Genomic DNA, 13,460 nt, shown 5'->3' on the forward strand with positions numbered 1-13,460 from the left:
CCCGTCGGTCAGGCGACGTGCGCGCGGAACGTGCGCAGTGCCTCCAGGCCGTCCGCGTCGAGACCGGAACGTTCGACGAAGCGGACGACGTCGAACCCGTCCACCGCGGCGCGGAACGCGCTCGCGACGGTCGTGCCGTGCTCCGCGCAGAGCGCCTCGATCTTCCCCTCCGGGAGCGGCACGCCGATCGACTCGTACAACGCCGGCGCGGTCTCGACCGTCACGAGGTAGTCGTCGACGATGGCGGAGGACTCGACGCCGGCGATCGTGAGGAACGCGAGCGCGACGATGCCGGTGCGGTCGCGACCGCCCGCACAGTGGAAGACCACCCCGCCCGGGGGCGCCTCCGCGATCGCGGCGAGTGCGCGGCCGGTGCGCTCGGGCAGTTCCGCGAGGTGCGGCCCGTAGTACAGCGGCGTCCCGACCAGCCCGGTCTCCCAGTAGGCCTCCCAGAACCCCGGGGCGTCGTCGAGCCCGTCGTGGTCGACGACCACCGTCGTGAGCCACTCCGGGCGGGGACCGGTGTCCTTCGCCCGCTCGGACGGTGCACGGAGGTCGACGACGGTCCGGATCCCGGCGTCGTGGAGCGTCCGCCAGCCGTCGGTGGTGACCCGGTCGACGCTCTCCGACCGGAAGACCCTGCCGCGCGGGGTCGTACCGCCGTCGCGGAGCGGGAGGTCGCCGAGGTCGCGGGCGTTGACCAGGCCGTCGACGCGGAGCGTGCGGTCGTCAGACACGGAGCTCCTGGAAGTCGGGGTCGAGGTCGCCGAAGCGGTGTGCGGTGATCGACACCGACTGCTCGCGCAGGAACGGGAGCATCTCGATGACCCCGGACTCGACCACGGGTGCGTCGTGGATCGCGGTGTCGACGCTCATGCCGAGGGCTTCCTCGAGGGCGAGCGGGTCGCCGCCGAGCAGGCGGATGCGGCTCCCGGGGCCGCCGAAGGCCGTGTGGCGCGGCCGGTCGTCCGACTGGGACAGCACCTGGTCGAGGGCGTCCTGCGGCTCCTCGTCGGGGTCGCTCCACCGCTGGTCGAAGACCGCACCGGACGCTGCCCGCGCGAGGAACTCCTCGTCGCTCTCGACCACGTGGTCGACGACGTCGAGCGGGGATCGAGCGGACGCCAGCAGCTGCGTGAGCGGTCCGGGCAGCGGTCGGGACGTGCTCAGCATGAGGTGGGCGCGGGCTGCCGTCGCGGCGGCGAGCACGCGGACGAGGTCACCCGTCGCGGAGTCCTCGGCGTGCCGGACGATCACCGACTGCGGGCGGTAGCGGAGCACGTTGCGCTGCACCACGAGCCCGGAGTCGTCGTGCGATCGGCCGTAGCGCGACTCCCGGGCGCGGACGTCGCTCAGGGCGCCGGCACGCACCTGGTCGAACTCCTCGAAGGAGAGTCCGCTCCGGGCCGCCTCGACGAGCGCCGTGACCCGCGGCGGGAGCCCGTGCAGCTGGATGCTCTTGTGGACGGTGCGCTCGGTGCGCTCCCACCGGCCGAGCGTCGCCACGTACAGGGGGCCGCCGGCCTTCGTGCCGGTGCCGACCGAGGACCGCTTCCAGCCACCGAACGGCTGCCGGCCGACGATCGCACCGGTGATGTCCCGGTTCACGTACAGGTTGCCGGCCTGCACGGTGGCGAGCCAGTCCGCGACCTCGTCGACGTCGAGCGAGTGGATGCCCGCGGTGAGGCCGTGGTCCGTGCCGTTCTGGATCGCCACGGCCTGCTCGACCGTCTCCGCGCGCATGATGCCGAGCACCGGGACGGCGTACTCGGTCTGGTGGAAGTCGCTGCCGGGTCGGACGCCGTCGCGGATCCCTGGCGACCAGAGCCGTCCGGAGTCGTCCAGGGGTGCCGGCTGGACGAGCCAGGACTCCCCCGGGCCGAGCTCGGTCAGCCCGGCGAGCAGCGTGCCGGTCGGCTCGGCGATCAGCGGTCCCACCTCGGCGCTGGGGTCGTCGGGCCACGCCACCCGGAGCGTCCGCGTGGCGTCCACGAGCTGGCGTCGGAAGCGCTCGCTCTCCCCGACGGAGCCGACGAGCACGACGAGGGACGCGGAGGAGCACTTCTGGCCGGCGTGCCCGAACGCCGACTGCACGATGTCCTGCACGGCGAGGTCGAGGTCGGCGCTCGGCGTGACGACGATCGCGTTCTTGCCGCTCGTGCCGGCCGTCAGCGGGAGGCCGGCGCGCCACCACCGGAAGGAGCGGGCGGTGTCGGCGCTACCGGTCAGCAGGACGCGGTCGACGGCCGGGTGCGCGACGAGCTCGCGGCCGAGGGCGTCCTCGTCGAGGTCGACCAGCTGCAGGAGCGAGTGCGGTACCCCGGCGTCCCAGAGCACGTCGGCGAGGAGCGCGCCGCACCGCTTGGCCTCGGGCGCGGGCTTGAGCACGACCCCGCTGCCCGCGGCGAGCGCGGCGAGCACCCCACCGGCGGCGATCGCGACCGGGGAGTTCCACGACGGGACCACCACGGTCAACCGAGGCGGGACGAACCGGGCCCCGTCGCCGTCGAGCGTGGCCAGCTGACGCGCGCTCTCGGCCGAGAAGTGGGCGGCGTCGACGGCGTCGGTGACCTCGGCGTCGGCCTCGCTGAAGGTCTTGCCCGTCTCGGCGGCCATCACCTCGATCAGGTCGGCACGGCGGGTCTCGAGTTCGTGGCCGATCAGGTCGAGGAGCTCGGCACGGTCGGTCGGGTCCTGCCGTCCCCAGTTCACCCCCGCCTGCGCGGTCCGGGCGACGATGCGTTCGAGCGTCGAGCGGTCGACGACCTTCGCGCTCCGGATCGTCTGCGCCCCGAGCTGCGACCGTGGGACGCGTCGCAGGACGTCGAGCGCCCAGGCGCGGTTGGCGGCGATCGACGGGTCGGTGTCGGGGGCGTTCCGGAAGCCGTCGCGGTGCTCGGGCTCGCCGAGCGGTCGACGGCGGTCCTGCGTGCGGTGCGTCGCGGGGACCGGCTCGTCGAGTGCGGCGACGGAGGCCAGGTACCGGCCGTGCTCGCGGTCGAAGACGCTGGCGTCGCGGTCGATGTCGAGGGCGCCGGAGACGAAGTTCTCGGGGCTCGCGGTCTCCTGCAGGCGGCGCACGAGGTAGGCGATCGCGGAGTCGAACTCCTCCGGCTGCACGACGGGCGTGTAGAGCAGGAGCCGGCCGACGTCGGCGCGCACGGCGTCGGCGTGGGCGGACGCCATCCCGAGCAGCATCTCGACGTGGACCGCGTCGATGACACCGCGGCGCTGAGCGAGCACCCAGGCGGTGGCGAGGTCGAAGAGGTTGTGGCCGGCCACACCGACCCGGACGGCTTCGGTGCGCTCGGGCGTCAGCGCGGTGTCGAGCAGCCGGAGGTAGGCGCTGTCGGTCTCGCGCTTGCTGCCCCACGTCGCGAGCGGCCACTCGTGCAGGATCGCGTCGACGTGCTCCGACGCGAGGTTCGCGCCCTTGACGAGCCGGATCGTGATGGGTGCGCCGCCCCGGGCACGGCGCGCCTGCGCCCAGGTCGTCAGGCGGTCGAGGGCTCCGGCGGCGTCGGGCAGGTACGCCTGCAACGCGATCCCGGCCTCGAGCCCGCGGAACTCGTCGCGGTCGAGCAGCGTCGTGAAGACCGCGAGCGTGACGTCGAGGTCGCGGTACTCCTCCGTGTCGAGGGTGATGGACTTCGCCGGGCGCCCCTCGGCGAGCGGAGCGGCGGCGAGCCGGTACAGCGGGACGAGTCGGTCGACCACCCGCTCGACGGTCTGGTCGAACGCCCACGCGGACATCTGCGGCACGACCGAGCGCGCCGTGATCGACACGTGGTCGACGTCGTCACGAGCGAGGAGGTCCATGGTGCCCTGCAGCCTGCGATCGCTCGCTGCGGTTCCGAGGACGGCTCCGCCGAGCGGGGCGACGTCGAGCGTGATGCCCTCGCCGCGGATCTTCGCGAGCGCCGGCCCGAGCTTCGCCGGGGTGGCGTCGATCACCAGGTGCCCGGTCATCCGACGCAGGATCCGGCGCGCGGTCGGGACCACGGCCCACGGCGCCATCGTCGCGAAGCCGCCGCCGAGCGTGACCGCGCCGCGGAGGTGCCAGGCGAGGAACTCGGGGACGTCCTGGCTGAGCTCCTCGAGGTTGCGGGCGGCGACCCGGGGGTCCTCCGGCCGGATCACCCGGTCGACGAAGCCGCGCGTGAAGTCCAGCCCGCGCTCGTCGCGGAGCACCCCCGCCAACCGCGCGGCGCCCGGGTCCGGCTTGGTCCCCGCCGAGGTCGCCAGCCAGCGACGCACGAGGGCCACGGCGTCGTCGGTGCAGTCGGCGATGCGAGGGGTGGGCATGACCCGATCGTATGCGGCGGCACCGACGCCACCTCGGAGCGCGCCGCACGTCACCGGTGAGTCATCCGGACGGATGAACGCGGCGGCGCCGGAGGGTCTGTGCGGATGAAAACCGACGGCGTCGAGGCTCGCCGTGGATACGCTGTCGAGCATGGCGACGCAGGACGACGAGGGGCACGACTGGGTCACGTGGGACACCTACCACGATGCCTGGCGACGGCTGGACCGGGCGCTCGACCACGCCGTGCAGGAGGGTGCCGGCATCTCGATCCCGGAGTTCGAGATCCTCATCGGGCTGCACCGCGACCCGGACCACCGGCTGCGGGTGCGCGACATCGCCGCGGGCATCGGCTGGGAGAAGTCCCGCGTCAGCCACCAGGTCACGCGGATGGTCGTCCGGGGCCTCGTGGAGCGGGCCGACTGCCCCACCGACGGCCGCGGCAGCTGGGTGTCGATGACCCCGGACGGCCGCCGCGCGGTGCTGTCCGGGATCCGTGCGCACACGGCGGCGTTGGAAGACCTGTTCTGGAGGCCCGTGGGGACCGACGCGGGCACGCTGCGGTCCGTCAGCGAGCGCGTCCACACCGCGATCGGTCCGGCGGACGTGGACGCCGAGGCCGGTTAGAGGTCGACGTCCGCGAGGACGCGGTCGTCGCCGCGGAGTCGGACCTGCACGCTCGCGATGTCGGCTCGGGGCACGGTCGTCGAGGCGGACAGCCCGCGGGCGTCCTCCCCCGCCGCCGACCACGAGGCCACCGTCTCCGCCGTTCCGTCGTCACGCACCACCACGAGGTCGTACTGGACGGAGCCGTCGGCCGCCCACGACCTCCCGCCGTACGAGCAGCCCCAGTCGAAGCGCGTGCCCCACGGCTCGCCGCTGACGGCCAGGTCGACGTCGAGGCCACGGGCACCGACCAACGAGTACCGGTCGGCAGCGCTCTGCGAGGCGGCCTGCACGGACCCCGGGTCGATCCGGGCGGTCCCGACCGCGAGCCCTCCGAGCACCGCGGCGAGCACTGCTGCCGCCGCCGTGGCGGTGACCCAGACCCGACGACGGCGCCGACGGCGGCGGACGCGGTGCGCCACGGAGGCGAGGGTGCTCTCGGAACCGGTGTCGGGCCTCCCGTCCGGCTCCGCGATCTCGACCGCCTGGTCGGCCGGCAGCTTCGCGAGCAGACCGGGCAGGCCGACCAGCTCGGCGACGGCGGCCGAGCAGCGGTCGCACGTCTCGAGGTGGCGCTCGTACTCGAGCCGCTCGTCCGCCGGCAGCGAGCCGAGCACGTACGCAGCATCCCAGTCGGCGTAGCGGTCGTCGCTCATCGGGTCACTCCTCGTTCCTGCAGTGCGAGCCGGAGGGCGCGCAGCCCGTAGTGCAGCCGCGACTTGGCGGTGCCCTCCGGGATGTCGTGCCGACGGGCGATCTCCGGCACGGTGTGCCCGAGCCAGTAGGCGTCCACCACGACTCGACGGTGTTCCGGGCTGAGCGACGCGAGCGCGTCCGCGACCACGATCCGGTCGAGGACGGCGTCGGTGCGGTCGGCCTCGGCACGGTCGACGGGGTGCTCGGTGCCGTGCTCGCGTCGGTTCCGTGCCGAGCGGGCGTCGTCCACCACGAGGTTCCGCGCGACCGTGAAGAGCCACGCTCGGACGCTGTCGGGCGTCCGCTCCAGCACGGCCGGTCGCTGCCACGCACGCACCATCGTCTCCTGCACGACGTCCTCGACGGTGTGGCCGTCGCGGGTCAGGTGGCGGACGTACCGGGTGAGCGCGTCGCCGTGCTCACGGTGGAGCGTCGCGAGCAGTTCGTCGGCGGACCGTCCGGTGACCATCACTTCTCCAGGTCGAGGGAGAACTCCACGGAGCCCTTCGGGTCCACCGTGACGAAGCCGAGCGACGGCGCCTGGACGCCGTAGTCCTCGAACGTGATCGGGATGCTGCCGGCGACCTGGACCGTCCCGTCCTCCGCCACGGCGACCTGGGCGTCGGCGGTGACGGGCTGCTCGACGCCGTGCAGGTCCATGGTCCCGGTGAGGGTGACGTCCTGGGTGGAGCCGTCGAGCGCACCGGAGACGTCGACGGGCTTCGTCAGCGTGAACGTCGCCGTGGGGTGCTGGTCGGTCTGCAGGGCGGTGTCGCGGAAGTACTCGTCGCGAGCGGCCTCGGGCGTGCTGATCTTCGCGACCTGGACCGTGACGGTCGCCTTCGTGAGGGAGCCGCCGCTGACCTCGGCGGTGCCCTCGACGTCCTTCGTGCGTCCGACCACGTCCACATCCTGGCCCTGGAGCTTCTCGTGCACCCGGTAGCCCGCGAACGAGTCGCCCGTGGACTTCCAGCTGCCGTCGGCCTCGGAGGCGGAGAGCCTCCCCGTGCCGCCGGACGGTGCGGCGCTGAGCGAGGGGGCGGCTTCGGCCTGCGCGTTGACGGTGTTCGCGTAGATGACCGGGCCGGCGATCGCTGCGGCGGCGCCGACGACCACGACGCCGGAGGCGATGCCGATGATGACCTTGGTGCGTGTGCGGAGTCCCATACCCTTCACGACGAGACAGCCGGACAGATCGTTCACCCGGGCTCGATCGGCGTGTCGGACCGTGCCAGGCTGGCGGTGTGGAACCACACGCACCGATCGTCGTCGCCGTGGCCCGTGACGGGGGTCACCACTTCAGCAAGCCGCTCGTGGACGAGGTCGTGCTCGTCGCCGGGTGGGGCATCGAGGGGGACGCCCACGCCGGCACGACCGTGCAGCACCGCTCCCGCGTCGCGCGGGACCCCTCGCAGCCGAACCTCCGCCAGGTGCACCTGCTGCACGCGGAGCTGTTCGACGAGGTCGCGGGCGCCGGGTTCGAGGTCGCTCCGGGCGACATGGGTGAGAACGTCACCACGCGCGGCATCGACCTGCTCGGGCTGCCGACGGGGACGGTCCTGCACCTCGGCGAGACCGCCAGCGTGCGGGTCACGGGCTTGCGGAACCCGTGCCAGCAGATCAGCGGGTTCGAGCCGGGGCTGCTCAAGGCGGTGCTCGGTCGCGCGGACGACGGGACCGTCGAGCGGAAGGGCGGCGTGATGTCCGTCGTGCTCACGGGCGGGACCGTCCGACCGGGCGATGCGGTGCGGGTGGCGCTGCCCGAGGGGGCGCAGGAGCCGCTGCAGCCCGTGTGAGCGGGTACGGCGCACGGCCCCCGCCTGGCACAGTGGACGCGTGCAGCACCACGGAACCGTCGTCATCGCCGGCTGCGGCGACCTGGGGACCGAAGCCGGTCTCCGCTTCGCCGCCCTCGGCCACCACGTGATCGGCCTGCGGCGGCGCGGCGAACTCCTGCCGTGGCCGCTCGAGGGACGGAGCACGGACCTCCGGAACGAGGTCCCCACGATCCCGGACGACACCACGGTGGTGGTGGTCGCGACGGCCGCGGGCAGCCGGGACGTCGACGAGTACCGCGCGACCTACGTCGACGGGCTGCGGAACGTCCTCGACGGGGTCGACGCCTCCGGTGCCGCGCCACGGATCGTCGTGGTCTCCTCGACCGCGGTGTACGACGTCGACGACGGGAGCGAGGTCACCGAGGTCACCCCGGTCCGCGGTGGGACCCCGACGGCCGCGGTGCTCGTCGAGGCCGAGGAACTCCTCCGACAGCGCGCGCCCGGTGCCGTGCTGCTCCGCCTGTCGGGCGTGTACGGACCCGGTCGCGAGCGGCTCGTCGACCAGGTCCGCTCCGGCAGCGCCCGACTCGCGCCGGGCACGTCACCGCACACGAACCGCATCCACCGGGACGACGCCGCCCGGGCGCTGGTCCACCTCGCGTCGGTCGAGGACCCCGCGCCGACCTACCTCGGGACCGACGACGAGCCGGCACGTCTGGACGAGGTGCTCCGGTTCCTCGCCGCCGAGCTCGGGGTCGACGAACCCGTCCGCGGCGACGGCGACGGGCGGCAGGCCGGCGGGGACAAGCGGCTGTCGAACGCGCTCCTGCGCTCCACGAGCTGGGCACCGCGGTACCCGACCTTCCGTGAGGGGTACCGCGCAGTCCTCGCGGGCGAGGGCACGCGCCACCCCTGACGTGCGGCGGCGCGCCCGCCCCGGCCGAGGACGGACTGGAGGCCCGTGGCGGCGCCGCCACGGGCCTCCAGTCCGTCCGCTGGTCGCGTCAGCGACCCTCAGTGGTGCCGGTGGTCCTGGATCGTCATGCGCGGCCCGAACGACGGCTTCCGGAAGCCCGAGCCCCCGATGAGCCGCACGACCCGCTCCCGGTGACCGCGGTACGGTTCGAGCAACTCGAGCATCCCGTCGTCGTCGACCGGGCCTCCGGTGAGCGCCCACCCGACGAGCGCCGGCACGTGGTAGTCCCCGACACTCGGAGCGTCGGGGTCCCCGTGCGCCCGCTGAGCCGTCTCGGCCGCGGTCCACCTGCCGATGCCGGGCACCGACCGCAGCCGCTCGGACACGATCGCGCCGCCGCGACCGAGGGCCAGGGTCCGCTCGAGCGCCGGCGCCACCCGCATCGCCCGCATGACGGTGGCCGAGCGCCCCGGCTCGATGCCGGCGCGGTGCCACTCCCAGCTCGGGATCGCCGCCCAGCCGGCCGCGGTCGGCTGCACCCACATGTCCGCAGGAGCCGGACCCGGTGCGGGTGTCCCGAAGCGCCGCAGGAGGTACCGCCACGCGCGCCAGGCCTGCCGCGAGGTCACCTTCTGCTCCATGATCGCCGGCACGAGGGCCGCGACGACCGCGTTCGTCCGGAGCAGCCGCAGACCGGGCTGGCGGTGCCGGGCGTCGGCGAGGAACGGGTGCGCGGACACGTCGAGGTCCGACCAGTCGTCACCGCGGCCGAGCATCTCGGGGGCGTGCGTCACGGCCCACTCGGCGCCGTCGCCCCACGCCGAGACGGCGATCGCGTCCGGTCCGGTCCGGCGGACGAGCACCGAGGCCGGTCCCGCGGGCGTCCGGAGCGCGAGCCAGGTGTCCGCACCGACCACCCGGAAGGCGGGGTCTCCGGAGCCGCGCTGCAGGGGTCGGAGCGTCGCGCGGACGTCCACCGCACCAGACGGCCGGTAGACGGTGTCGATCCGTCCGGCCGCGTGGTCGACACCACCGACGGGGACGGCGGACGCAGCGAGGGACACCCCAGGATGGTAATGCGGAACCACCGTCAGTCATGATGGGCGTGTCCCACCACCACCGACGATGGAGTTCCCGTGCGCATCGGCATCCTCACCTCCGGCGGCGACTGCCCCGGCCTCAACGCGGTCATCCGCGCGATCGTGCTCAAGGGCATCGCGATCTACGGTCACGACTTCGTCGGGTTCCGCGACGGCTGGCGCGGCGTGGTCGACGGCGACATCGTGCCGCTCGGACGCAAGGACATCCAGGGCATCGCGAAGCAGGGCGGCACGATCCTCGGCACGAGCCGGACGAACCCGTTCGAGGGCGAGCGCGGCGGCGTGGAGAACATCGAGCGCACGCTGCAGCGGCACGGCATCGACGCCATCGTCGCGATCGGCGGCGAGGGCACCCTGGCCGCCGCGAAGCGCCTCACCGATGCGGGTCTGAAGATCGTCGGCGTCCCGAAGACCGTCGACAACGACCTCGGTGCCACCGACTACACGTTCGGCTTCGACACCGCCGTCGCGATCGCGACCGAGGCCATGGACCGCCTCCGCACGACGGGTGACTCGCACTCGCGCTGCATGGTCGCCGAGGTCATGGGTCGCCACGTCGGTTGGATCGCCCTGCACTCGGGGATGGCGGCCGGGGCGCACGCGATCCTCATCCCCGAGCAGAAGACGAGCATGGAGCAGATCGCGCAGTGGGTGCGCGCCGCGTACGACCGCGGCCGTGCGCCCCTGGTCGTCGTCGCGGAGGGCTTCGTCCCCGACCACGAGGACAACGCGCACACCGAGCGCGGCCTCGACGCGTTCGGGCGGCCGCGGCTCGGCGGGATCGGCGAGCGCCTCGCCCCGCTCATCGAGGAGATGACCGGCATCGAGACCCGTGCCACGACCCTCGGCCACATCCAGCGCGGTGGCACCCCGACGGCGTACGACCGGGTGCTCTCGACCCGACTCGGGCTCGCGGCGATCGACTCGGTCGTCGAGGAGCGGTGGGGCCGCATGGTCGCGCTCAAGGGGACCGACATCGTGCACGTCTCGTTCGACGAGGCGCTCGGCGAGCTGAAGACCGTTCCGCAGGACCGGTACGAAGAAGCCGCCATCATGTTCGGCTGAGTGCCGCGGCTGAGTGCCGCAGGACCGGGCTGCGCCCACCCGGGGCGAAGCCGCCATCATGTTCGGCTGAGTGCCGCAGGACCGGGCTGCGCCCACCCCGTGCGAAGCCGCCATCATGTTCGGCTGACGTCCTGTGGACGTCGCCGCGCGACCCGGCCTGGAGGCACGGGGTAGCGTCCGACAGGTGACCCGCGCCGTCCTCGTCTCCCGTTCCACCCCGCCCGCCGTCACGGAGGTCGACCTCCCGGACCCCGCCGAGGGCGAGGTCCTCGTCGACGTCTCGGCGTCGAGTGTCAACTACAAGGACGGGCTCGCGCTCGCCGGGAACCCGGGTGTCGCACGGGTCGACCCCCTCGTGCCCGGCATCGACGTGGTCGGCACCGTCTCCGCACTCGGACCGGGTGTGCACGGCGTCGCGATCGGCGACCGGGTCACGTGCAACGGGGCCGGCCTGGGCGAGACCCGCCACGGCGGCTGGGCCTCGCACACCGTGGTGCCGGCCGACTCCCTGGTGGTGCTGCCCGACGGCATCGAGGACTCCTTCGCCGCCGCGATCGGAACAGCCGGCTTCACGGCGCAGCTCAGCGTCCTCGCACTCGAACGGGTGGTCGCGCCCGACGACGGGCCAGTGCTCGTGACCGGCGCCTCCGGCGGGGTCGGGACCGTGGCGATCGCCCTGCTCGCGGCCCGGGGGTACTCGGTCACCGCATCGACCGGTCGACCGTCGAACGAGGAGTCGCTCCGACGGCTCGGCGCGAGCGACGTGGTCGACCGGGCCACCCTGTCGGACCTCGGCAAGCCGCTGCAGCGCGCGACGTGGGCGGGAGCGGTGGACAGCGTCGGAGGAGCGACCCTCGCCAACGTGCTCGCGGCCACCCGCTGGGGCGGAGCAGTGACGGCGTGCGGGCTCGCCCAGGACTCCGCACTCCCGACGACCGTGATGCCGTTCATCCTGCGCGCGGTCTCGCTGCTCGGCATCAACTCGGTCGAGGCACCGCACGCACTGCGGCAGCGGGCGTGGGACCGGCTCGCGACCGACCTCGACCCGGCGCTGCTCGCCGACGTCACCCGGACGGTGTCCCTGGCCGCCGCGATCGAGGTCGCCGGCGAGGTCGTCGCGGGACGGGTGCACGGGCGGACGGTCGTCGACGTGACCTCGCCGTGACGTGCAGAATACTGCTACGCCATCATTTCACAAACGTTTGCACATTGACACGTTAGGATTTGAGTACAACACGCCTGATCCGTGAGGAGCACCGATGCCGGTCCCGAAGTCCACCGTCGAGAACTCGCCGCGGAAGCTCCTGCGGGACGTGGTGCTCGAGAAGATGCTCGCCGCGATCCAGGACGGCACGCTCCAGGCCGGTGAGCGCCTGAACGACGACGAGCTGGTGGCGTGGCTCGGCGTGAGTCGCACCCCCATCCGCGAGGCCATCGCGAAGCTCGTCGACTACGGCCTCGTCGAGATGGAGGCAAACCGCTACACGCGCATCGCCTCGCCCACGCTGCAGCAGTTCGACGACACCCTGCAGGTCCTCGGTGGGTTCACCGAGCTCGCCGCACGCTGGGCCGTGCCGAACCTCGACGACGCCGCCGCCGAACAGCTCCTCGACATGCTCGAGGCCCTCCGGAACGCAGCCGCCGCCGAGGACCGATCGGCGATGAACCAGCACGTCGGCGCGATCGTCACGTTCCTCATCGGCGCGACGGACAACGCACTGCTCGTGCAGCTGTCGACGTCGCTCCTGCCGCGCACGAACTTCCTCGCGCTGACGCACCCGACCGGTGTCTTCTGGGACGTCAAGCACTTCATCGATCCGCTCCGGGCAGCGGTGAAGAAGCGTGACGGTGAGGCGGCGGGCGCATCGATCCGATCGCTGACGACGACCGTCGAGGAGCACACCGACCACATCCGCGACGTCGCTCCCACCGAGAGCACACTCGCGCAGCAGGGTCGGAAGAAGCGCTGACGATCGGCCCTCGACGGTGACCGACACGCTCATCCAGGCCACGGGCGTCCGGGTGACGCGATCCGGCCGTGACCTCCTGCACGACGTCGACCTCACCGTCCGGCAGGGGGAACACTGGGCACTGCTCGGGCCGAACGGCGCCGGCAAGTCCACCCTGCTCGCCGTGCTCGGCGCGACCGGGCACCCGACGGCCGGCACCGTCGAGCTGCTCGGACGTCGACTCGGTCGGGTGGACGTCCGGGAACTCCGCGAGCGCATCGGCCACGTCGACCCGCGGCACCGGATGACGTCGCCGCTGACCGTCCTCGAGACCGTCCTGACCGGCATCACCGGCACGACCGACCTCATGCTCCGGTGGAACCCGACGGCCGAGCAGATCGCCGCCGCCGAGCAGCACGTCGCCGACGTCGGCCTCGCGGCACGTCGCGACGCTCAGTGGCCGATGCTGTCCCAGGGCGAACGGGGTCGCGCGCTCATCGCCCGGGCCCTCATGGCCGAACCGCGGCTACTGCTGCTCGACGAACCCGCGACCGGGCTCGACGTCGCCGCGCGCGAGCACCTGCTCGAGACCGTCGATGCGCTGCGGCACCGGCATCCCGACCTCGGCAGCGTGATGGTCACCCACCACCTCGAGGACCTGCCGACCTCGACCTCGCACGCGATGCTGCTCCGCGACGGCCGCGCGGTCGCACAGGGCACCGCGGACGAGGTCATCACGTCGTCAGCGGTGTCCCACGCCTTCGACTTCCCACTCGCCATCGTGCGCACGGAGGGCCGCTGGCACGCACGCCGAGCGGTCTAGGCGATCCGCGCCTCCAGGCCGGCGCCGCGGAACCAGGTTCCGGACACCGCACCGTGCCGTTCCGCGGTGCCCTGTCCGGAACCTGGTTCCGGCGGTCCGAACGCTCCCGGACGCGCCCCCGCCGCTACGCGCGGCCGCCGCCCCCGCGCTACGCCGTGGCCGCC

The 13,460-nt window shown here is 73.3% G+C and carries 13 protein-coding genes; 7 read left to right on the forward strand and 6 right to left on the reverse strand.

Annotation, left to right across the window (positions count from 1 at the left end; all coding sequences use genetic code 11):
- Positions 1–8: 8 nt before the first annotated feature.
- Entirely contained in the window at positions 9–737 is a 729-nt protein-coding gene (locus tag ACSW7Y_RS02645) for a tyrosine-protein phosphatase (protein ID WP_438124791.1), read from the reverse strand.
- Positions 730–4,305, reverse strand: coding sequence for a proline dehydrogenase family protein (locus tag ACSW7Y_RS02650; protein WP_438124792.1), 3,576 nt, complete (start codon positions 4,303–4,305; stop codon positions 730–732). Before ACSW7Y_RS02650 ends, ACSW7Y_RS02645 begins: the two co-directional genes overlap by 8 nt.
- Before the next feature lie 151 nt (positions 4,306–4,456).
- Here ACSW7Y_RS02650 and ACSW7Y_RS02655 point away from each other — a divergent pair, with 151 nt between their 5' ends.
- Positions 4,457–4,930 (forward strand): MarR family winged helix-turn-helix transcriptional regulator, encoded by a 474-nt coding sequence (locus tag ACSW7Y_RS02655; protein ID WP_438124793.1) that lies wholly within the window; start codon positions 4,457–4,459, stop codon positions 4,928–4,930.
- Here ACSW7Y_RS02655 and ACSW7Y_RS02660 read toward each other — a convergent pair.
- From ACSW7Y_RS02660 to ACSW7Y_RS02670, 3 genes are read right to left on the reverse strand one after another with little or no spacing between them, the layout of a single operon-like run.
- On the reverse strand, positions 4,927–5,625 hold the full coding sequence (locus ACSW7Y_RS02660) for an anti-sigma factor family protein (RefSeq protein ID WP_438124794.1): 699 nt from the start codon (positions 5,623–5,625) through the stop codon (positions 4,927–4,929). The two genes, ACSW7Y_RS02655 and ACSW7Y_RS02660, sit on opposite strands and share 4 nt — an antisense overlap.
- The gene (locus tag ACSW7Y_RS02665; RefSeq protein ID WP_438124795.1) at positions 5,622–6,134 is read right to left on the reverse strand and encodes a sigma-70 family RNA polymerase sigma factor; all 513 of its coding nucleotides are present in this window, start codon (positions 6,132–6,134) and stop codon (positions 5,622–5,624) included. Before ACSW7Y_RS02665 ends, ACSW7Y_RS02660 begins: the two co-directional genes overlap by 4 nt.
- A complete protein-coding gene (locus ACSW7Y_RS02670) occupies positions 6,134–6,832 on the reverse strand; it encodes a YceI family protein (protein ID WP_438124796.1) in 699 nt (232 codons plus the stop codon). Before ACSW7Y_RS02670 ends, ACSW7Y_RS02665 begins: the two co-directional genes overlap by 1 nt.
- A gap of 77 nt (positions 6,833–6,909) precedes the next feature.
- Between ACSW7Y_RS02670 and ACSW7Y_RS02675 the strand changes: the two genes are divergently transcribed.
- Together ACSW7Y_RS02675 and ACSW7Y_RS02680 are read left to right on the forward strand one after the other, a co-directional pair.
- Positions 6,910–7,461 (forward strand): MOSC domain-containing protein, encoded by a 552-nt coding sequence (locus ACSW7Y_RS02675; RefSeq protein ID WP_438124797.1) that lies wholly within the window; start codon positions 6,910–6,912, stop codon positions 7,459–7,461.
- 40 nt (positions 7,462–7,501) lie between these two features.
- A complete protein-coding gene (locus ACSW7Y_RS02680) occupies positions 7,502–8,359 on the forward strand; it encodes an NAD-dependent epimerase/dehydratase family protein (RefSeq protein WP_438124798.1) in 858 nt (285 codons plus the stop codon).
- Positions 8,360–8,457: 98 nt separating this feature from the next.
- On the opposite strand, the gene ACSW7Y_RS02685 is transcribed toward ACSW7Y_RS02680, so the two are convergent.
- Entirely contained in the window at positions 8,458–9,423 is a 966-nt protein-coding gene (locus ACSW7Y_RS02685) for a DNA-3-methyladenine glycosylase family protein (protein ID WP_438124799.1), read from the reverse strand.
- Between the two features lie 72 nt (positions 9,424–9,495).
- On the opposite strand from ACSW7Y_RS02685, the gene ACSW7Y_RS02690 reads away from it, so the two are divergent.
- From ACSW7Y_RS02690 to ACSW7Y_RS02705, 4 genes are all read left to right on the forward strand, one after another.
- Positions 9,496–10,524: a 6-phosphofructokinase gene (locus ACSW7Y_RS02690; protein WP_438124800.1), complete on the forward strand. Its 1,029-nt coding sequence runs from the start codon at positions 9,496–9,498 to the stop codon at positions 10,522–10,524.
- Between the two features lie 184 nt (positions 10,525–10,708).
- Positions 10,709–11,689 (forward strand): MDR family oxidoreductase, encoded by a 981-nt coding sequence (locus ACSW7Y_RS02695; protein WP_438124801.1) that lies wholly within the window; start codon positions 10,709–10,711, stop codon positions 11,687–11,689.
- 94 nt (positions 11,690–11,783) lie between these two features.
- Positions 11,784–12,494, forward strand: coding sequence for a GntR family transcriptional regulator (locus tag ACSW7Y_RS02700; protein WP_438124802.1), 711 nt, complete (start codon positions 11,784–11,786; stop codon positions 12,492–12,494).
- Positions 12,495–12,510: 16 nt separating this feature from the next.
- Positions 12,511–13,296, forward strand: coding sequence for an ABC transporter ATP-binding protein (locus ACSW7Y_RS02705; RefSeq protein WP_438124803.1), 786 nt, complete (start codon positions 12,511–12,513; stop codon positions 13,294–13,296).
- Positions 13,297–13,460: the final 164 nt, after the last annotated feature.

The organism is Curtobacterium flaccumfaciens (genome assembly GCF_051548005.1).
Lineage (GTDB): Bacteria > Actinomycetota > Actinomycetes > Actinomycetales > Microbacteriaceae > Curtobacterium.

Excerpts from the sequence above, each read along its gene's own strand:
- ACSW7Y_RS02650 (WP_438124792.1), bottom strand. The coding sequence starts at position 4,305 with ATGCCCACCCCTCGCATCGCCGACTGCACCGACGACGCCGTGGCCCTC.
- ACSW7Y_RS02655 (WP_438124793.1), top strand. The coding sequence starts at position 4,457 with ATGGCGACGCAGGACGACGAGGGGCACGACTGGGTCACGTGGGACACC.
- ACSW7Y_RS02660 (WP_438124794.1), bottom strand. The coding sequence starts at position 5,625 with ATGAGCGACGACCGCTACGCCGACTGGGATGCTGCGTACGTGCTCGGC.
- ACSW7Y_RS02665 (WP_438124795.1), bottom strand. The coding sequence starts at position 6,134 with ATGGTCACCGGACGGTCCGCCGACGAACTGCTCGCGACGCTCCACCGT.
- ACSW7Y_RS02670 (WP_438124796.1), bottom strand. The coding sequence starts at position 6,832 with ATGGGACTCCGCACACGCACCAAGGTCATCATCGGCATCGCCTCCGGC.
- ACSW7Y_RS02700 (WP_438124802.1), top strand. The coding sequence starts at position 11,784 with ATGCCGGTCCCGAAGTCCACCGTCGAGAACTCGCCGCGGAAGCTCCTG.